This is a genomic window from Mucilaginibacter lutimaris (assembly GCF_042676625.1).
Taxonomy (GTDB): Bacteria; Bacteroidota; Bacteroidia; order Sphingobacteriales; family Sphingobacteriaceae; genus Mucilaginibacter; species Mucilaginibacter lutimaris.
In genome coordinates, this window is the sequence record NZ_JBHTIA010000011.1 from 1 (window position 1) to 21,572 (window position 21,572).

Here is a 21,572-nt window from a genome sequence, read left to right on the forward strand (position 1 = left end):
TACTTTCATACGGTTTAAGCCTGTCAGTTTGATACCGCCTAAGATGGTAATGTGCAGTTTGCCGTCCAGGTAGATCAGTAATTCTGCGTTATCCGTTATTAGTTTAGCCATGTTGAAAAAAAAGTTTTTTACGACTTATAATTCACAAAACCAACTAATCATTCTTTTGCAAACAAGAACTATTGTAATTGTATCTGCATTTTTATTCACTTATATTTGTTTATTCATTCATTTTAAGCTCATAAATCTGATATATCATGACGTTTGGAGAGAAAACCACCTACGCACGCAAGCAAAAAAAGATGACCCAGGGAGACTTAGGCAAGGCCGTGGGTACGTCCGGCGATATTATCGGCAAATACGAAAGGGATGAAATCAAGCCGTCTATTGATACAGCCGCAAAGGTAGCTGATGCTTTAGGCGTAACATTGGATTACCTGGTAAAAGATGCAGAATATCAAAACATTGACCAGGATGCTTTGAACCGTTTAAAGCTGATCGAGAAGCTGCCACAGGAGGAGCGCTCACATCTGTTCGCTACAATGGATGCTTTCTTTGCTAAAAACAAACTGCAAGCCCTGCTTAAGTAACAAAGCCCGGCGCATGGCCAGGCTTTGTTATAAAGAAAGTTTTAACTTATTTCTTGAGGAGTAAATTGAACTTTTTTTCCTTTAACCTTATACTTATAATATAATTTATCGACGTCATCCTTTTCAAGATTAAACAATCTGATTTCCAAAGCATCATAAGACTTGTCCTTTTCTTTAATTGACACGTCTATTGCTATAGCACATATATTAAATAAACCATTGTTTAGCCCCTTTACAAAATGAGCTTCAAGCATACTGATTAACTCGGAGGGAGATGGGTCATTCCCTTCTAAATATGCACCAATTGGTTTAATTTCACCAAGCTTATCAATGCAAGTACCGAAAGGATAAAAGCTTCCTCCTTCTACGATGAATAACTCGGCTTGTTGCTTTATTACGTCAACTAATTTAGTCACATTCTCCATTATATTGATTTGATCCATTTTATTATTAATTAGGTACAAGTAGGGCAAGGTGGTGGTGGCGGTGGTTTAGGAGGCACTATTGGTGTAGGTATCACCCTCGTATTATCCGCAGGCATTACAACTGGCATTGATTTGTATGTATTTATATCAAAGGTTGAGTTCTGTAAAGGCTTAGAGATTTTTGCTCCCTCATTAATTATCAATTCTGGTTTAAAACCATTGTCATTAGAATATTTTTCCTGCAATCTTAACTGTTTAGTTAAAGACTGCCCTTTAACATTCTTTATCTCTACCGTTGACTGCCCATCATTTTTGAAAGCATCTGGAACCGAAACTCCATCTTTTCCAGTTTTTGGATCCGGCAGCTTAATAGGAGCATTGTTTTTTTCTAATCCATTTTTAGATAATTGTTCTGCTTCTGCTGCATTTCCCCTACGAAAACTCTCTAATGTTTTGCCAGAAAACTCTCCTCCTGCCTTCGAGATATTTTCCACAGAATATTTTCCAGCTATTTCTGCGACAGGGCCGATTTTAGGTGTTATAGCAGTGTTTTCAAAGAAAAAAGAAAATGGTATTCCTTCAAGCCCGTCTAAATCAATGTTTTTTACAGGATCATTTGATGCGTATTGATAACTAGTCATCCAAGGAAAGTGTTCTGCCACTGGATCTATTGACGTAAACCTTGCAATCACCGGATCATAGAACCTTGCGCCATAATCGTACTGGCTGAGTTCTTCCTGCAGCTCCTTTTTGTTGTAAAGATACTTATTTCCCGCGTTTATGTAGCGGTGCACGTTCAATCCGAACGGGTAATAATCCTCCTCGCCCACCTTGCCGCTCGTCTGGTCGAACGTTACCCGGTTATTCCCCAGGTGGTCGGTAAGCGTATATTCGTAATTATAGTTGGTGCCGCTACGTATGGCCCTGCCTTCCTCCGTCTGCACAAAGTCGATACCGGCCCCTGAATACTGGATGCCGCCGATATATTCAGTTGTCGTACCGCTACTGACCTTACGCAGTTTATTCCCTGTAGCGTCGTAAGTATAACTCAGATTTTTACCGGGGATGCTCTGCGGCAGGTTCAGCATATTGTAGCTGATCGTATTGCCCTGCCCGTCGCTCGTGGCATTCCCGTTCACATCATACCCGTAGCTGCGGAACGCCGCCCCCCCTTTGGTCACCGCCGTTAACTGGTTACCGTTATAGCTATACACTAAATTCGCCGCATCGGGCGCGGTAAGGCGGTTAAGCGTATGGATATTGCCCGCCTGGTCGTAGCTGATGCCCGTTTCACTAAACCCGCTGCTGCTGTTGCCTTCCTTAAGACGATTTAGCTGGTCGTAAGCGTAGCTTACCGTTTGCAGCCCCGCGCTAAGCGAGCCATACACTTTATACCCCTGCTCGGCTATGTTGCCATTATACTGCGCGGAGGCGCCATATTGCGGGGTGTTGTAATTTAACTGTTCCGAAAACAGCCTGGTCGTAGCTGGCGCTATGGCGGGGTCGTTGATCCTGCTGAGCCAGCCCCGTTCATTATACGCGTAGTCTACATCCTGCAAAAAACTGCTGCCGCTGTTCGTGCTGTGCAGGTGTTTGGTCCTTAACTGCCCTATATCATTGTAGTCGTTCCGGGCGATAAGGACCTCCGGCGCGCTCACCGTCCCGGTTTGCTGGTAGCTGCTTATCTTACGGCCTGTATGGTCATACGTAAAGCGGTTGGCCACCACCAATGCCGGGGTAACACTGCCCGAGGCTACCGTAAAGTGCCTGCGGGATACCGTCAGCACTTCATCGGTAAAGCTGTAAGCTGTGCTGATCTCATCATAATTGCTGCCATGTACCGTTCCGCCAAGGTAATGCTGACTAAAGGTTTTGATGTTACGGCCCTGGTCATCATAATACATCACTGAAAGCAGCATATTACCTGTGCCCAGCACATTCACCAGCGTACCGGTTGGCAGGCCTTTGGTCAAGGCGCTTGCACCGGCATAAGGATAAGGGTTGGTACCCGCAAAGCTATAGTTATCATAGTAGTTTACACGAAGGGTGGTGCTTACCGTAGCCGGAAACGTTACGGCCGTGTAGCCATTGCCTGCCGCGCTGCCGGTGGGTGCTTCCCATAACGCCGTAAAGCCGTCAGCCTGGGTTTGTACCACGCTGCGGGTGTCTGCACCTGAGCTGCCGTATGGGTACAGGCCGCTCATCACGACGCGGCCCATCGCGTCATAGCGGGTAATTGTCCACTCCGGCGTTGTTTTATTGCGCTGGACAGCATCCTGCGTCGCCACCACCTGGTCCAGCTTATTGTAAACCATATACTCCCAGCCCCTGCCCGGCAGCTTTTTCTGCGTAAGGCGGCCACGGTCATCATAACGGTATTGGTAGCACAGGTTATCTAACGTACCCTGGCTGATGACAGAGGCGTTGTCCGCATCGCTCTTGGGCGGCAGTACAAAGGCCAGGTAGCCCTGGTCGTCATAAACATAGTAGGTAGACAGGATCTCCATGACAGCGCCATTCTTGTTAAACGTGCGCTTCAGCACTACATTACCGCTCTTATCCGTATACTCCTCGCTTGTACCGCCCTTACCACTCCTCCAGTTCTCATCGCGCGAAATCGTCACATATAACTGGCTCGCGCCGTACTTATCATCGCGTACCAGCGTGCGCGCCTGGCTGACCCCGTCTATTGCGCTGATCACATACCGGGCCGCAAGCAGTGTGTTTGCCGTATCCGTAAGCGCCGTGATGTTATTGACCGCAAGAACCTGCTTTACCGTGTGGCCTGAGTTAGCTATCGCCGCATCGTAGGGCTGCCAGGCTTCGCCGGGAGCCCCCTGTTCTGTCACACGGTTCAACGCCGACTGCTCATATACGCTTACCGAAAACGGCTTGGCATTGTTGACCACCCCATTGGGCTGCTGGCTGCCGCCTGCCCCGTTGTTGTAATAGCTCAGCTGCTGCTGCAGGGCATCTGCCCGGTAACTGCCACTGGCCGCTACAGCCGAGGCAAAAGGCTGGAACTTGTAGGTCTCCCGCCCGAAATAATCATAGGCGACCGGCTGGATGAGATCCTTCAGCGCGTCGCTGCTGCCTTTTACCACTACAGTTTGAACAGGCCTGCCCAGACCATCCATATACTGCACCGTTTGCATCAGCTCGCACGTGCTCCGGTTGGCAAGCGCACCTTCCGTTTTGATCCCCGGCACCCGCGGAACAGAGGTAAGGATATAGTTCTTGTCGCTGCTTGCTACAACCGACAGCGGCTTACAGCTGCCATCGGTGATATACAGCTGCAGGCTTTGGTTGGCCGTAGCAGTGAACGTAAAGCCGGGGCTTAACGTTATACCGCTTTCATTATAATAGGCGCCCGCACTCACCGCGCTGTTTAGTACCGCCGGCGACGAGATATACTGCGCCCTTGCCCCGCGCGCTATACACCCCCCCGCCAATAACATGGCAAAGACCCGAATGCTTCGTACACGAAAGTTCAACATGAGATATACATTAGATCATTTGTTAAATACATTATTCCACTAAACCCATCTGCGTACATTTACCCCGCGCGTTCGCGTTCGCCTGACCGTTCGCTGAAAGATCCGCCTGTGCCTTGCCGTCCGCCTCCTGCTGCGTCATCCCACGGTAAGTCCCGCCAGGTACCGTGTACTTGACCACCGACCCCTGGTAATAATCACCGCAATCATTCTTGGTAAAATAACCGAATATGGTCTGGTTAGCGTATGGCGCTGCATCGGCCATATTACCATTAAGGTTTGAACCGGCTATGTTGTATACATAGTTCTTAACGATATTTCCGTCCTGGTCCCGGACGCTTTTAAGCCTGTTCTGGTTATCATATTCAAAATAGGTTGTATTCGCTTTCGCGTCTATGATACTTTTTACGCCAACGCCGGGATCATAGGTATAGGTGGTCATCTGTGCATCTGCCGGATAAATACATATATCATCGTAATGATCGCCCCCCACGCAAACATAATTCTGGACATAAGGGTCTGACTTATATTTCCATATACCGCCCGTTCTATACCAATAGGTAATGATGTAAGCCCGCGCATTGGGCTTGATCCAGTTAGCCGTGTAAGAACTAACAGACCGGTAACCAGTATGAGCGACATCAACCAGCGCTGCCATATTTTCTTCAAAGTTTTCATGAAAAAAACCGGTATCAGCAACGTTTTTACATTCGGCTATGACCTGCACCTTGTTTTGATTTGCTATATAGTAAGTAACGGCAGGGTATCCCCATTTATAAGAGATTGCCGGCCCAAACTTGAGTTGCTGAGTCGCCAGCTTTCCGAAATTATCATAGGTATAATTTACCCGTTCATCGAAACGGGTATCGCTAACCATAGTTGTATAAAGATTATTCGTACCTTTCAATTCATTATTTAAACTGGTTATATTTGGAGCGCTCAGCGAGGACATCTTGACAGGTTGAAACAGAGTGGGGCTATATTGGTTAAGGACCGCTGATACCAGCGCAGAGTCGGTACCTGTTTTCAGCCAGACCTGCTTTTCCCAGACGGGGTCAAGTACATGCGCTGTTATAAATGGACTGTTTAACGCAGGTGCATAACTTTCAGGATACTTAAACCGGGTGATCAATTGCCTCCCCCTGGAGTCTGTTGTCTGTGTTGACAGTAAGTTTCGGGTTTTAGGCACATCGTAGTAATTGTTTGTCACAGTAATAATAGAATCGGAGCCACGATAATCTGTCTTTGTTGTCGAAGTCAGGTATTTCCACATAAAATTCAGTTGATAAACAGTTGGTTCGTAATCATAGAGAGGCGGCGGACCTGCATGGCCTGTAAATATTTTACGTATCTTCATCGCTCTTAAAAAAGTATCTGCCGCTAACTGATAGTTGTAACTTATCCGTTGAACAGGCTTCTCGATGCCGTTTTCTAATTTGTAATGCGTCACACGCAGGGGCTCCGTGCCCATGTAAAAGTCGTTATAGGATACAAAATCGGTACGGGTACTGGATCTTACTGTGCCTGAAGTTATAGCTTCTGTTACGGAAAGGTAATACTGGGGTACACCCATATAGTAATTTTCTCCTACGAATGAGCTGATATTGTTATATACGTTGTCATAATAGGACCAGGGAAGTTCCGGATCTTGAAAACGCTCCGTGTAAATACTGGATTCATAGCCTGCCCAAACATTTTGTCCCGTAGAGAACCCCAAGCTATTGGTATACTTATATTCCTTCGTAATGGGCAAGCCTACAACCGGATAATCTATTGTTTTTTTAACCCTTATCCCTCCAACGTCTTCTCCCTCAATAGGAATATTGGTCTGCATTTTAAATTGGACTAGCGCAATCATTCCCTTTTCTTTTACATCGCAGTAAGTTTTAAGCCTGTATTGGCCGGGCGAAAGTGTTACAGTAAACGCTTTACCGCTGTTCTCGGCTTCCAATAGTATTGTTCCTGAAGTAATCAACTGACTGTTGCCGTTAACTATCTTGTATAAATCGAAATCTTTGTAAGCGTTATGGGTGAAGCCATCCCCTGAAGGTGATTTCACCTCCCTTTGGACGTAAATTACTGCGTCCTGATCATAATTAATGATGAAACTCTTGCCGCTTCCTTCAATAAAACCGTTGGGATTTAAAACAGGGCGCACAATTGTGTCAGCCGAGATTCGATCATCCTTTTTATACTGATTGCCAGCATACTTTTTATGCAGCTCATAATCCAAAGTGGTGTAACCGCCGGTAGGATAGTTTATTCTATTCAACGCACCCTGCGCTGCATTCATATTCGGAGAACGGTCAATACCGTTGGGAACAATTCCCGAAGGCATCATCATATAGCCGTAAGAGCCCCCGCGGAAATAACCAAAATGGTCTACGGCCGCATAGATCTTAGGCGAAACGCCATCGACGGCGTTATAGGAGAAAGCATGCTTTTGGGTATTGGCAGGATCAATTACCAGCACATCGTTGTCAACAATTTTATAAGCGTTCTCTATTAAAGAATCCAATTGCAGGCCCGCACCCGAATAGCTGTGCTTAAGCGAAATATTTTTGACAACCCTGCCATTGCTGCTCGTGATGCTAATGTTATCAAGTGCCCTTGCTGAACCATTTAAATCCTGATTTATATCGGTTCTGTTATCGGGAGATGCATTGAAACTTGCAGTAAAGCGATCTGAAACAATCGTTATAAGTCTTTTAGGTGTAACATAAGTAGGATACGTGATGACCGGTTCAAACAGCTTGTTTTCATGAGAGATGTTTGGATTATTGTTATTGGTAGTCGAAAGAAAATATTGAAATGTTTGACTAAGTGTGCCGGGTTGAACAATGGTACCTTCACTCGTATACTCTAAATATATATTTTCAGTTCCCGCCGCATTGGTTATTTTAGTAAGATACCAGGATGAAACGTATGTCGGCAAAGTATATGGTGATGAAGAAGATCCTTTTTGACGTGTGGTCTCCACTTCGTTAAATTCATATTTGGTTCCATCCTCGGCTGTAATAGTAAATCCAGTATTGTTGCCACCGATATCTAATTTTTGATAAGGGAAGCAATGAAAAGTTCCTTTGTATTTTATAAATTTCCCTGAATACTTACCGAAATTAAAGCTGTAGATATCAGGTTCCGTATCATACAAGCCGTTATAAACCCCATTTAAAAATTCCACATCCTTATTACCTTCTATTTTACCTTTTACGTAATCGTCATCAAAATTTCTTCCTGAACTCGCGCTTTCATCAAGTCGCCCTTTAACAGTTTTGGATATTACTCCTCCCGCATTGAGGGACCACCCCAAACCTGCCCACCCGATTGGTTGTGTAGGTCTGTATCCGTCGTAACTGTAGTTTAAAGTTATTGGCAGGCTTAATTGACTACCTCCCACAGTAAACAGCGGCAAATTAATAGAAGGCGCGCCAGTGGAAAGGTTTAAGGGGACTTCACCGTATTTTCCCAAACTTGATGCATTTGGAGATGCGGGAACCAATTCAGTCCTGATATAATTAGTGGGATTTTGCGTGTTTTGTGAAAAACACGACTTGCCCGTTAAAAATAAGAGCATCAGGGCTAACAATAGTTTGTTCATTATACAACGAGTTGATTTTTGTTTTATTTGTCGCTTGCTGTGTTCCGCGAAAGCTTGAGCAACCAAGTTTTGTTCTTTTTAAAGAAGTTGGTTAACGATAATTGTTCCCGTTCATGCATGTCAGCGCCATCACAATCGTTTCCCTCAAAAGCACTAACCTTTTGTCAGTACAACGGGTACACTTCGGCCTGGTAATTAACACTCATACCATTAAACATTATTCAGGAAAATCGATAGTATCGGGCAAATTCAGATGGTGGTGCCTTATCTAAGGCAAACAAATTGTTGTGTAATTTCGGGGGCTGAGGTTTTGTTATAAGACATGATTTAATGTTTAGGTGTTAAACTATTTGCAATTATAGCGAATCTAAAAATAATTATATATCTTCCGAAAAATATTTCGATCTTGTTTAGCTCTGTGACCGTAAGAAAACCGCGCTCGTTTTTGTTAAACTTTAATTGAAATAAAGAGAAGGGTATTTATCAAGCTCGTCCATTTTTACAGCAAGCCGAATTATTTTTCTAAACCTCTCTAAGTGCTTCATCAGGCCATTATTTTCTAATTTTTTTTGATGGTTCTCCGGTTGATGTCTTCTGAGAAAATTTTCCAGTTTAGCGATGAAACTATAATCAAGCTCTGAGAGATAGATATCCGAGCGCCTGAATTCGTGCTTAACGAATTCTTTGAGATAGGCGGCGGTAGTGTAGTAGTTTTTCATGGTGCCACGCGCCAGCATTTCACTTATCTTGATATGGTGATATTATACAATAGCGTGCAATGTATGCTCTGAATCTTTGACCCCTGAAAAAGATTTTTGAGCACCTCTGCTATGGTAACCTTTTTCTTAATGCCAAAAAGTAGAAAACCGCCGAAAAAAATCAGCTCTTGATTTACCGATTCCGGGTTTGTCATATAATAGAACATTTACACCATTGCTTGCCAGATCGCAAGCTATGAATGATAGTAGTTATATTCTTACTTTATCGGGCTATGTATAATCAACAGAAAAGGCTTTTCCGGTTCCTGATGAAGGGGGGCTACCGGAGTTTGTGCGCCTTTTCCAGCCGCTTAATTCTTTTTTCGAGGTCCTTGTTAAAAGCGTGTTCCGCCGCCAATTCCTTATCCTTGTCAATTAAGTATAGTGTTAACTCTTCGATTTTCCGGGTTTGCAGCCTCAACATTTCGCCCACATCGACACCTTTTTGTTCTATTTCAGCAGCTGACGGCATATCAGGCAAACGCTGGTTTTTGTAAATATATTCTCTTACCTGTCTGAGTGGTAAAAGCGAATAGTTACGTTTGAAAACGAAATCCGGCCATGCGGCGTAAAGTTTAACCGTAACTGATGTGGCTATGACGCTACCGTTGACCGCAAACTTATATCCCTTGGGATCAGTGGTACCTATACTGACGTTCCCGCCGTTCGGGTTCAGCGCTAAGAGCCCCCCGTTGTTCGGGCCATCTATCGTTGCCTGCAAAAGGCTGTAGATATTACCACTTAACCCGTTCTGACCTAAAAGAAGACTGCTCCCTGTTCCGCCAGCGGTAAAATCAGCTGTGGTGACTACCATGCTGCTGCCGGCAACATGTAATTTTTTAAATGGAGTCGTTGTGCCCATGCCAATATTGCCGGTACTTGTGATCCTTATTTTCTCTGTATTATTTGTATACAGCCCTAAATCATGATTTGTAGATGTGCCCACTATGCCCAAAGCCACGCCGCCTGCGCCCATGAACGTACCTAAAGAATTGTTGCTGACTGAAAGGTAAGTATTATTCGCACTCGCATCAAATATGGTTAATTTATTGGCAGGAGAAGATGTACCAATTCCAACGTTTCCGATGTTACTGTTGAAAATAGCTGTTCCAGACGCCGTCCACTGGGCATTAACTTGGTTAACAACGGTGACTAAGGGTGTCAGCATTAGCAAAAAAAGCTTTTGTCTTGTCATAAGATGTAAGAGATTAGGATATTATCGGTTATAAAAATAATTATTTTTGTTTACATTATCTTTATGGCGGAGAATGGAGAGCAGTGCTATCATCTTGGCGGCTCACAACTAACCGGAAAACGTTAGAGGTATTAATCTTAATTTCTTACGGTGCTCATTAAATAGTTCGCGTACATACTTATATGTGTTTTTTTCGCGTTTGAGTTCTTAAATTCGCTGATTTGCTCAATTAAATAAAGTTTTAGCTCTTCTATTGTGGGTTAGGATCGTGTTTATATTATTAAGACCAAGACATTACTTTCTGCTTTTTGCTGAAGCACATTGGGTAAATGATGACGTTACGTTATGTATTTTAAACCTCGCTGAGTTCCGATAGTTGGTAAGTTTTTAGGATAATATTGGTCATCGTTAAAGGTTCAAATGTAATGTTTCAAATATAATCATAATCAGTCATCAAGATAAGTTAATGCCAAACCCCTAAGATTTTGCTCACAAATGAGCTTGAGGGATAACATCCAGCATTCCGGTGATCACTCGGGTTTATAATCGAATGCACGGGCTTCAGCTTCGGTAATATAATTGGGTTCTGGCCTAAAAAATCTATTATGTAAATCATAGCAGTCATAAGTTTAGGAATTTCAGTTTCCAACTCTCACGGAATCAGGCTGAGTTGAATTGTCAGACATCGATATTGCGGCCCTTGAAAAAATGGCCGCATCCACTATCAGCAATCTCAATGAACATCACAAGTGCGCCTGCCGGAAAAGGTAGTGATTAGGCAAAAGGTTTTACCCTGAATGATTCAGCGATCAGCGCCAGTTCGTCGTCTGCGTAATACGCGATACCGATGGCTCTATAACTGTTGTTGTCCTGTTTGGCAATATAGCCTTTAAAACAGCCACCCGCGGCTGCACTACTTATTTTAGCCCGGCTCACTTACCTTAGCTCCGTTTTGCAATGTATTAGGGACGTATTTTAGGTCGCGCTTTTCGCTTTAAACGGTTAAATTCCCGTATCAAATGATTTATTTGGGCTTGCTGGCGGCATCTGTTTTATCCTTTTCAATCAGGTATAGCGTAAGTTCTTCTACCTTTTTAGTAAGTGATCTATTGATCTCTCCGAGGTCCAGGCCATTCTCTGCGATCTGTTTTGCAGACGGCAAATCCCGCAGATGATGATTTTTTAATATATTTCTTCACTTCGGAAAGGTTGCTATCATACTTCCGTTAACCGCCAAATTAAAACCGGTTGGGGTGTTGGTCGTGCCTACGGCCATATTACCTGCGAAATAGTTCAGGTCCGCGTTACCTTCCTAATAAATTCCGTAACCATTAGTAAAGCCCGTAACCTGCTGTCGGTGAACATTAACAGCAGCAGCATCGTACGGCGTGGTTTGAATACAGCTTCCGGCAGGCTTAAGTAAGTGTCATAAGGGTTTCTAACGCTGATGGGTTTTAAGATGCGATGCACGTTTTTGATCTGCTCCCTGACCTTTCTTTCCTCGTACTGGTCGATCAGCCCTGCACTTAGTTTGCGCTGATAATCCATTATTTTTTTGTCCTGCTCCGGGCTGTTATCCATATACAGTAAGATGCAGCGGTTCGCATTGTCTTCATAAAGCTGCTCCCTGGTGGTGCAGCCCGATATACAAACCGTGCCTTCTAAATTAAGCGTTACCGTTTTCAGGTTGCCTTTACTGTCTTTCAGCGTTACCGTTTTTGATATTTTGCGCTTGCTTTGCAGTTCACGTAACGGGTACAATACTGCTTCTGCACCGTCCATATCTTCAATTAAAAGCAGTTTATGTTTCAGTTCTTCTTTGCCGAAGTAGTAAAAGGCGTTCATGCTTAGCGTAGTGATTTCCAGTATATCTTCTTGCGGCATCAGTTCGCTTACTCTTTCCTGTAACCAGGTCTTGCCCATACCACTTGCGCCTAGGCACATCAGGTGCAGCGGGGTATGCCGTTTCCTTGATGTATAGGTGAGGTAGGCGATCAGGCTGTTCGTTTCTTCGCCTACCAGGCCGCTTTGTGCAATCGCCTGTCTTGTCCGGGTTAACAGTTCGGGGCTTTTCAGGTATTGAATGGCCGCTTTGCGTTCGGGTTCGGTTAGCTGCTTTTTTTAACCTGTTTGGGCTTCATCGCTTCCAGGCGCTCCGACCGGTAATTTTCTAAGGCGGTGGTTAGCTGGCTAATGGCCGTGCTGATCTCATTGGTACTTACGTCCAGGGCTTCGGCTGATTTCTCGATCAGCTGCTCCGTTTAAATGCTGTTGTAAAGATCCAGGCTATGCCGAAAGACATTGAACTTATCATCCGTATTCACCAGTTTAAGCGTCACTTTCAATCTGTCAAAGCCCGTCAACTTAATGCCACCCAATACAGTGATGTGCAATTTGCAATTCATGTACAGTAATAGCTCGGGATTGTCAGTAATAAGCCCAACTGGTTTATGCATCGCTTTAAAAAAAGTCTAATGTATTGTATGTGATTTAAATATATTTATATAGTACAAGTTTAAAACCTTATTATAATATATTGAACTATTATAGCACTAAACAACATTAAAAAAGCGCTTTTTGTTCCTACTGGTGGGATTTTATTGTAGTATTTAGTTGCGTATATTAGTATATATAGGTATAACTGCTGTAATAATATATGGATACATTTGGTAAGAGATTAAGGGAGTGCAGGGATGCCAAAGGGCTTTCGCAGCAAGACCTTGCCAAGTTGATGCATACTTCTTATACTGTCATTGGCAAATATGAACGGAACGAAACAAAACCATCTATTGAGGTCGCCCGTAATATGGCCAAACTACTTGATACTACTGTAGGGCATTTACTAGGAGAAAACGACGATTTGAACGTGCTGAAAGACCCGGCTATGCTTAAACGTCTTAACGAATTGAACTCACTTTCTGAACCTGATAGATACAGCATTCTATATGCTCTCGATGGTTTGCTTAGGGATGCTAAAGCTCGTAAGACTTACGCTCTTTAATAACAAAGCCCGGTATGTACCTGGCTTTGTTATTAAACTGGATTTTGTTGGATATTAACACGAGTAGAAAAGATCGATGATGATTGTATTCTTATCCCGCCATTTTATCCAGCCTCGCAATATTTTATTGTCGGGACAGCCTTCACATTCTTGGGAACATTGTACTCTTATCCAATCGCCCTTAACCTCTAACACCTTGTAACTGTTTTCCACATCATCACTTACTATCATAGATTTAGTACTGCAGTCTTTATAAAGGGGATGAACCTTATTAGCTTTAACGTATACCCTTTTCATGTAGGTAGCCCAATCCTGATATTGGATTGCTCGAGTGGGCTTTATAATCTTCCAGTCGCCGTTTACAAATATCTTATACCCATTATCAACCTTGATGGCATCAAACACAATAACACTTGCATCTGGATAAAATGCGCGAATCGATAATTTTGGTAGAGGGATTTTATACTTATCATGCTTAAGAGCATAATAGGGATAATTGGATTTTATGCTATTTATCAATACGCTTTGTTGGACTGGCTGTGAATAAGTAGTTTTTATTTCTCCTCCAGAAGTCTGGGTTAATTTCACATATAATGAGCCAGTTGAATTAAGTACATTAATATCCTTGAACTCATCCTGTGCAAAAACAACTCCCGTTCCTAACATCTTTGTTTCTTGAGCCAATAATAAGTTGGCTTGTATTACCAATAAGGTAACTATTATCATTAAACGCTTCATATCAATTAACAACTTTAGGTTTAAACCCTTGTAAATGCAAGTGTGTTTTATGGTTTGACTTAATTCCGCTTTCCCTGGCAGATTTGGTATGTGGTAATAAGCTACCATCCGGTCTTCTCTCAGAAACCATATCTTTCCACCCATATTTATATAAACCGTTATTCAGATCAGATTGCCTTCCACTATCCATGTTTTTGTCTCCGACTAATGTACCAGCCCCTGTTTCACTTGTATTTAAGTACCTTAGATCGCCATTCCTCCCTCGCTTGTGTGAAGTGCTCGGATCTGGGGATGAGCCATCTGCTAAGCTAAATTGAACAACGGTAAGGTCCTTAATGTTTGCTCCCGATGCAGCACCGATTAACGCAGCTGCTGCGGTACCGCTCATATAAGCTTTTTCTTCGTTGCCGTCTTTTACAGATATTGAAAAAGATGTACTAGGATCTTTACCGTTATATGTTATGTCTTCGAGTTTATCTAAACCATTTTCATTTTTATCTAAGGTAGCTACTTTAGTATAGGATCTAATAATATTATTCCCATCTTCCCTGGATGATGTCTCTATAAAGAAACTATCGGTTTTATCATCGGTTTTCTCCCTATGTATGGACCCATCCTGTCGTATCAGGAAATTATCAAGTGGAGCCATCCCGTCGGGATCAACAAACCTCATAGGATTATTCAAACCATAAGTATAAGGAGAATACCGTCTCATCTGTTCAGCTAACGGATCGACAGTTGTCCATCTGGCTATTACCGGGTCATAGAACCGCGCGCCATAATCGTATTGGCTGAGTTCTTCCTGCAGCTCCTTTTTGTTGTAAAGATACTTATTTCCCGCGTTTATGTAGCGGTGCACGTTCAATCCGAACGGGTAATAATCCTCCTCGCCCACCTTGCCGCTCGTCTGGTCGAACGTTACCCGGTTATTCCCCAGGTGATCCGTCAGCGTATATTCGTAATTATAGTTGGTGCCGCTACGTATGGCCCTGCCTTCCTCCGTCTGCACAAAGTCGATATTGGCTCCTGAATACTGGATACCGCCAATATACTCCGTAATCGTGCCCCCGCTTACCTTACGCAGTTTATTCCCTGTAGCATCGTAAGTATAACTCAGATTTTTACCGGGGATGCTTTGCGGCAGGTTCAGCATATTGTAGCTGATCGTATTCCCATGCCCGTCGCTCGTGGCATTCCCGTTCACATCATACCCGTAGCTGCGGAACGCCGCCCCCCCTTTGGTCACCGTTGTTAACTGGTTACCGTTATAGCTATACACTAAGTTCGCCGCATCGGGCGCGGTAAGGCGGTTAAGCGTATTGATGTTGCCCGCCTGGTCGTAGCTGATGCCCGTTTCACTGAACCCGCTGCTGCTTGTACCGTCAGTCAGGCGATTGAGCGCGTCATAGGCGTATTTAACGGTCTGGACACCGCTGATTGGCGAGCTATAAACCCGGTAAGCCTGCTCTGCGATATTGCCGTTATACTGCGCGGAAGCACCGTATTTTGGGGTATCATAACTTAACTGCTCTGAGAAGAGTTTATTTGCCGTTGGTATTATTGCCGGATCGTTGATCATGCTGAGCCAACCGCGCTCGTTATACGCGAAGTCAATGTCCTGCAGGAAACTGCTTCCGTTGTTCGTGCTATGCAGATGTTTGGTTTTTAACTGCCCTATCTCATTATAATAATTCCTGGACAGCAAGATCTTTCCGCCAGGATTAGAAGGGGCTGTTGTAATTTGCTCAAAGGTATTGGTCTTCCGGCCCATGTGGTCGTAATCGTAGGTAGTCGTTATTATTACGGCCGGCAAAACGGTGCTTACATTTTTATTAAAGTGATTGCGTGTAACTGAAGTCACCTGGTCATTGAAGTTGTAACTGCTGCTGGTCTCGTCATAATTTAGAATGCTTGCGGTGCCGCCCCCAAGATAATGCTGTTTATACGTTTTTACATTACGCCCCTTTTCATCATAGTAGCTAACGCTCCAAAGCATATTTCCCGTGCCCAGCACATTGGTTAAGTTGCCCGTAAGGAGACCTTTCGTCATCGTGCTGGCGTCTGCATATGGATACGGATTAGTGCCTGAAAACCGGTAGTCGTCATAATAATTAACGGATAAAAAGTTAGATATTAATGAAGGCCAGCTTTCAGCTGTATACCCGTAGCTGCCTGACGCGCCGGTGGGGTACTCCCAAAGCGTGGTTTGGTTGTTCACAAGGACTTGCACTACCGAACGGTAATCTGAGCCTAATGTGCTTGAGGGATGAACGTAAATACCTGTTATGATCAGCCTGCCCTCGGCATCATATTTACTGATCGTGAACTCCTGCGGCGCTTTGCCTCTTTGCAGGCCATCCTGCGTGGCGACTAACTGGTCCAGCTTGTTATAGATCATGTACTCCCAGTCTGTACCCGGCATTTTTTTTTGGGTCAGCCGGCTCCGATCATCATAACGGTACTGGTAACATAAGTTATCCAGCATCGTTTGGTCGGGCAGCACATTGTCCGCATTGCTTTTCGGAGGCAGTACGTAGGCGAGGTTGCCAAAATCATCATACACATAATAAGTGGACAGTACTTCTATTGCAGACGAGCCGGCTGGCTGGTTAAAGCTTCGTTTGAGCACGACATGCCCTTCCTTATCTTTGTACTCCTCCGTCGTACCGACTTTACCTTTTGTGCTTACCCAATTCTCATCCTTGCTCACCGTAACATACAATTGCCCCGTGGTGTAATAGTTATTTGTCCCGTCCCCCAAGATAAGTGTGCGCTTCTGGTCCGTGGCGCTTATCTCACTGATCTTGTAAAGCTTCGCATAATAACCCGTTAAAGAGGTGACAGGAGATATCGTATTATTCGTGGTATAATCCAGCTTTACCGTATGGCCTGAAGGAACACCGCTTTCATTGGATGCCCCCGTCAACTGCCAGGCGTCGCCCGGTGCGCCCTGTTCCAGCACGCGGCTCAAGGGAGACGCCTCAAAGGCGGTCTGCGAATAAGGCGTCGGGATATGTGCGATATTACCCGGTAGCTGTGTGATTGCAAAGGCAGTACCGGGCGGATGATAAAAATTCAACTGGTCAGTTATAGCATTAGCTTTATAACTACCGTCATTACCAGAGGAGGCGTAAGGCTGGTATTTTACTGCTTCCCGGCCAAACTGGTCATAGATCACCGGCTGCACAATGTCTTTCCCTAATGGTGAGCCCTGTACCTGTACCTTTTGAAATGGCCGGCCTAAACCGTCAAAGTACGCTATGGTCTGCATCAGGTCACAGGTCAATAAACCTGTCGCGCCAGGGTTCACCCCTGGCTGCCTCGGGACAGATGTTATGATATAGTTCTGGTCCGCGCTTGGAGCCGTAGAAAGCAGCTGGCAGTCGGAATCCATTATATAAAGGCGCAAGCTTTGGCCCGCCGCCGCTGTAAAACTGAAACCCGGGCTAAGCGTTATACCCGTATAACTGAAATACTCCCCCGCTAACGGCGTTGTCGTCATCGGAACAGTTACCTTCGTCTGGGCGAATACCGGCGAAAAACCCAAAAATACATGTATTACTGTGAGCAAATAATAACGAGTACGTTTGCGTGAAATATTCATCATGTGATATGCTCTTTGGTCAGTTGTATTGTTAATTAGTCTGTTTGATAATGTGTTTTCCTTGATTCATCAATTGCTGGAAGCGGTTATATTCGCTTTACGTCGTCTTGCCTTCGCATCCTTTATGCTTTTCATCCAGGTCTTCGAACTGCTCAACAGTTCTTTACTAAGTTGCATGTTGATATCCAATAAGACATCAATTCGCGATCCCATTTCCAATATTAATGCTGTTCGCTGGATTTGCAGAATTTACGGTGAACGACCCCAACCCTCCATTTACGACCTGCGTTCCGCAAGTAAATCTGAAAGTACACGAACCGCAGGCCGCCGTACTTATAGTTACATAAATATTTTCATAGGCAGGAAAGGAAATGGTCGTCGACGATCCCGAAGAAACTGAATAAGTCGTATTATCTGTTCCGTTACTCAACCTAATGGTGAACGTGTAGCTTGTTCCGTTGAAAACGGAAAAACTTTTTGTTCCGATGATGTTGCAGGAGCTATGTTGTTCAGCGTAGGCAACGCTGTTTGCTCCCCAGTACTTTCCAGCTTTATCCGTTGCGTCTGCCACGGATCTCAGGGAGGTAAAACTCCCTGCTTCCAGCCTAAAGTTTACCTGTGCAGGACTGGGCACATATCCTGAACTGCATGCTCGTGATACCATTCCCTCAACAACATTACTTTTATACGGTTCGGTCAAACAGACGCCATGCGCGTTGGCCCATGCCTGCCCAAGAGCGTTAATTTCATTGATGGCTTTTTGATTAGCATCGTCAGTTGATATCGCCGATGTATACTTGTTGGCGGGAACCTCGTATAGAACTTCCTGTCCAAGGCTGCAATCGTTTTTTTGTATCCAACGGGATTGATAGTCGCTGTAATATTGCAGGCAACGGCCATTTTCATTGACATATCGTTGTCCATTGGTTGCCAAATCTCTGGCTGCCGCCAGGTTAGCTTCTTCCTGACTGACATTAGAAGTGAAAGCTCCAGCATCAAGGGAATAGGTAAGGGTTTCTCCATAATAGCCGGGCGGACAACCATTTTTCTGCAGCGTCACGTTCACAGGATAGCTATAAAAGCTTGGGTTAGTCTGATTATAGTTAAATTGTTTCTTAATATTTCCTGATTCATCCCTTATTGTCGATAATCGCTGGAAATCGTCATAAGAATAAAAGGTAGTTAAGCCCTTAGGGTCTGTGGCGCTCGTCAGGCCTTTAAGCGGTTCGTAGGTGTAAGTGGTCATCTGGCTTTCTGCCGGTGATAACCTGACATCGTCGATCCTGTTGCCATTGGCATTCACAGAAACCGTTCCCGGCGAATTAACTGCCCATTCATACAGCTTCCAGTTATTCGTAATGTTTTTATCAACGCCATTCACAGAAACGCTGCCGGAACCCTTGGCCCATAGCGATACTGAGTAATTTCCCGCCGGCAGAGTGCCGGAAGTCAGGGTTGACTGAAAGGATCTTTTCCCGGTCCGCGCATCTGAAGTCACCAATCCCGAGGCGGCATAAATCCAGTTACCGGTCTGATCCGATTCAAAGTTCGCAAAGGCTATCCTGCTCAGTGTAGTATTCGTAGCTTCGGCTATCGGAAGTTCGTTTGCGTAACCGTAAAGATAGACCTTGAGCGGGCCACCGGCCTTAGCGACCGCGGAGGGCTGATATTGCGTTATATACCCTGAATAAACTACCCTTGGCTCAGCAGCTCCGTTCCCGGTTTTAAGCGATACGACCTCCGGGGCGATAACTTCATTTCCCCAATCTTTATAACTTGTATTTACAAGTGATAGCGTTTGCGTACCTTTCTTGGTTTCAACCTCCACCCCATAATTGATCATGTTCCGAGCAAGCATCAGCGAATTGACCGGACCTGTTTGGTCAAAAGGATACTTTGTGGTCGTTGTGATGATGTCACCGTTACTGCGTGTAGTTTGGGTTTGACTCACCAGTTCATTATTATTATACGTAAAATCGGTCTGCTTTTTAATTTCTGACCCGTTTTCAATTACGGATTCTGACTGGCTGCTCAACCGGGAAGTACCGGTACTGATAAAATAGTCTGCATAACGATAAACGGGCAGGTTATCAGGCGCGCGATTACCAAAACCTTCAATTTGCTTGTAAATGTACATCCCACGATAGTTTGCAGTTTGGCTGTCCATGTAGCTCATGCCGGTGCTGGCAACCTTCTCAAAACTATTGTTGACATTTTTGTAGGTTTCAGTACCGATCAGCCTGCTGGCGCCCTGAAAATAATTGAACTGGCTGGTGTAGGGAACGATGATATTGGGATCCTGGGCAAAACTGTTGAGATATGCATTGTAATTTGCTCGTGTACTGCCTGGCGTCAATGCGGGTGAAGGCAGCGAACCCTCACTGTGCGACATACCCGGACTAAAATTGAAAACAGTTTTTCCGTTGTTGCGGTTGAGATCACCCTCATAAACGGCGATACGGTTATAAAAGACCGGGATGTTGTAGATCTCCGATACCTGAGGCAATAACTCTGACGAATACGTCCGTACACGGTACCCTCGCATTACACTGGCGCCGTCAGTCCATGAAGTGATATAACGCATTTCGTTAGACATTTCTCTGGAGTAAGTACTCTCCTCCCATATATAGTTGCCCGGCAATGTTCCATAACCGTCTTCACCGACCCCATATTTATAGGTTTTCAATGTCACTTTGCCATTGTTATCACTAGTCTTGATCTTAGCAATCCGAAGTCCCGGTCCTACAAACGCGTCACCATTTATCTTTTTGCACATATTTCTCTCAAAGAAAAATTCCGTGTTGCCTCCGGACGGATAATAAATTTTTTTAATAACGCCCGCGGTAGTCGGCTGGGCATTCCTGTTTCCGCCTTGAAAGGTATATGTCAACCATCCATAGTCTTTCATAGTACGATAAGGAATGGCGGTATAATTTGGTACCATCTTCGTATTGCCAATGGACGATTCCCTGTTCAAATAGCCCCAAAAGTCGCGGTCCTGACCACTGAAATCGTAGCTTGGCTGATAGGTAAAAGCGTATTTTTGCGCGATCTGCCCGGTAGCATCTTTAAAGAAAAGCCCGTCAATCTCCTGGCAGTTGGCATTACCTGTGAAACTCGGAGAGTCCATCACGAATCTGGAGAAATCAACGCTTCGGAGCAGCTGGCCTGCGTTATTATAAAGTTGTATGCTGCTGATCTGATCACTCGAAGGCGCCAGGGCAAAAACGAGGCGGCCGCTTTTGAAGCGGATCTCCGTTAATCGCTGAATAACGTATTGATTGAAGTTTGAATTAACCTGGTAGTTGATCGCCGGGTTTGGCGGGTTAGTTGACCGGTTGTCATCATCGGTGATGACCAGTGAAGCTGTCCTTTTTGCGTCGCTGTAATTAAACGGCTGGTATGACAGCGTTATCGTATCTTTCCGGTCAGCAGATATGATAGAGGTTAAAAGTTTGCTGGTCGTTCTGTAAGGGAAAACAGATTGATAATTTTCTCGTTGCTCAAAACGGTATTCGGTCCCTTTATCATCTACTATCTTTGTAGGGAAAAAGTCCAACCCACAGGTGATTTGAGTGGAAGACAGGGGCATCTGAACGATATTGTTGTTACTTAAAAAGTACTTGCCTCCTATATTGCCGCAGGTAAAAGAGAATATGTCATATTCGCTATTACCTCCATATGTGTTGGCGATATAATCGAAATCCTGGTAATTATTAAGGTCGATAGAATTTGCGCTACGAAGCGTTGCCGGAAAGCCTGTTTCATCATCAGGCTTACCATAGATGGTACGCGAAACCCGCCCGCCTGCCATTAGCGTCCAGCCGATGCCTATGGGCCCTGTTTGATCGAATACTTGACGGCCACCAGCGTGGTAACTCATCGATACCGGTAAATTTAAAGAGCCCGACCTCAGTGAAAATAAGGGGATGCTGATCTCCGGTATCCCGGTAGAGGTACCCACCGGATAATCCTGAAACCTAAATAAAGATGCGGATTCCGGTGACGGGGGTACTACACGCGGCAGATCAGTTTGCGCGAACAGTGTAATATGTGATAACGAGATCCCGATGATTGACAAAGCCGCATAACGCAGCATTTTTTGATAAGGCATGGTTTTGATTGGATATCAATTTCTAATGTATTCCAAAGAAGTAAGTTCATGA

Annotated in this window: 14 protein-coding genes; 2 read left to right on the top strand and 12 right to left on the bottom strand. The window is 44.6% G+C overall.

Annotated elements, in window-relative coordinates; genetic code table 11:
• Positions 1-257 precede the first annotated feature (257 nt).
• A complete protein-coding gene (locus tag ACFQZI_RS14790; RefSeq protein ID WP_377143765.1) occupies positions 258-590 on the top strand; it encodes a helix-turn-helix domain-containing protein in 333 nt (110 codons plus the stop codon).
• Positions 591-631: 41 nt separating this feature from the next.
• Here ACFQZI_RS14790 and ACFQZI_RS14795 read toward each other — a convergent pair whose 3' ends face one another.
• From ACFQZI_RS14795 to ACFQZI_RS14835, 9 genes are all read right to left on the bottom strand, one after another.
• Positions 632-1,033, bottom strand: coding sequence for a hypothetical protein (locus ACFQZI_RS14795; protein ID WP_377143766.1), 402 nt, complete (start codon positions 1,031-1,033; stop codon positions 632-634).
• Between the two features lie 11 nt (positions 1,034-1,044).
• A complete protein-coding gene (locus ACFQZI_RS14800; RefSeq protein WP_377143767.1) occupies positions 1,045-4,473 on the bottom strand; it encodes a DUF6443 domain-containing protein in 3,429 nt (1,142 codons plus the stop codon).
• A 70-nt stretch (positions 4,474-4,543) separates the two neighbouring features.
• A complete protein-coding gene (locus ACFQZI_RS14805) occupies positions 4,544-8,110 on the bottom strand; it encodes a DUF5977 domain-containing protein (protein ID WP_377143769.1) in 3,567 nt (1,188 codons plus the stop codon).
• Between the two features lie 455 nt (positions 8,111-8,565).
• Positions 8,566-8,847: a phage integrase SAM-like domain-containing protein gene (locus ACFQZI_RS14810; RefSeq protein WP_377143771.1), complete on the bottom strand. Its 282-nt coding sequence runs from the start codon at positions 8,845-8,847 to the stop codon at positions 8,566-8,568.
• A gap of 301 nt (positions 8,848-9,148) precedes the next feature.
• Positions 9,149-10,063 carry a hypothetical protein gene (locus tag ACFQZI_RS14815; protein WP_377143773.1) on the bottom strand — a complete coding sequence of 305 codons (915 nt, stop codon included), beginning with the start codon at positions 10,061-10,063 and terminating at the stop codon, positions 9,149-9,151.
• A 774-nt stretch (positions 10,064-10,837) separates the two neighbouring features.
• Positions 10,838-10,999, bottom strand: coding sequence for a hypothetical protein (locus tag ACFQZI_RS14820; RefSeq protein ID WP_377143774.1), 162 nt, complete (start codon positions 10,997-10,999; stop codon positions 10,838-10,840).
• An 88-nt stretch (positions 11,000-11,087) separates the two neighbouring features.
• The gene (locus ACFQZI_RS14825; RefSeq protein ID WP_377143776.1) at positions 11,088-11,225 is read right to left on the bottom strand and encodes a hypothetical protein; all 138 of its coding nucleotides are present in this window, start codon (positions 11,223-11,225) and stop codon (positions 11,088-11,090) included.
• A gap of 131 nt (positions 11,226-11,356) precedes the next feature.
• Entirely contained in the window at positions 11,357-12,007 is a 651-nt protein-coding gene (locus tag ACFQZI_RS14830; protein ID WP_377143778.1) for a hypothetical protein, read from the bottom strand.
• 317 nt (positions 12,008-12,324) lie between these two features.
• Positions 12,325-12,519: a hypothetical protein gene (locus ACFQZI_RS14835; RefSeq protein WP_377143780.1), complete on the bottom strand. Its 195-nt coding sequence runs from the start codon at positions 12,517-12,519 to the stop codon at positions 12,325-12,327.
• Positions 12,520-12,719: 200 nt separating this feature from the next.
• Between ACFQZI_RS14835 and ACFQZI_RS14840 the strand changes: the two genes are divergently transcribed.
• Positions 12,720-13,064 carry a helix-turn-helix domain-containing protein gene (locus ACFQZI_RS14840; protein ID WP_377143781.1) on the top strand — a complete coding sequence of 115 codons (345 nt, stop codon included), beginning with the start codon at positions 12,720-12,722 and terminating at the stop codon, positions 13,062-13,064.
• 54 nt (positions 13,065-13,118) lie between these two features.
• Here ACFQZI_RS14840 and ACFQZI_RS14845 read toward each other — a convergent pair whose 3' ends face one another.
• From ACFQZI_RS14845 to ACFQZI_RS14855, 3 genes are all read right to left on the bottom strand, one after another.
• Positions 13,119-13,802, bottom strand: coding sequence for a hypothetical protein (locus ACFQZI_RS14845; RefSeq protein WP_377143783.1), 684 nt, complete (start codon positions 13,800-13,802; stop codon positions 13,119-13,121).
• A 1-nt stretch (position 13,803) separates the two neighbouring features.
• On the bottom strand, positions 13,804-17,409 hold the full coding sequence (locus ACFQZI_RS14850; protein ID WP_377143785.1) for a DUF6443 domain-containing protein: 3,606 nt from the start codon (positions 17,407-17,409) through the stop codon (positions 13,804-13,806).
• Positions 17,410-17,602: 193 nt separating this feature from the next.
• Positions 17,603-21,520 (bottom strand): DUF5977 domain-containing protein, encoded by a 3,918-nt coding sequence (locus ACFQZI_RS14855; protein ID WP_377143787.1) that lies wholly within the window; start codon positions 21,518-21,520, stop codon positions 17,603-17,605.
• Between the last annotated feature and the right edge of the window lie 52 nt (positions 21,521-21,572).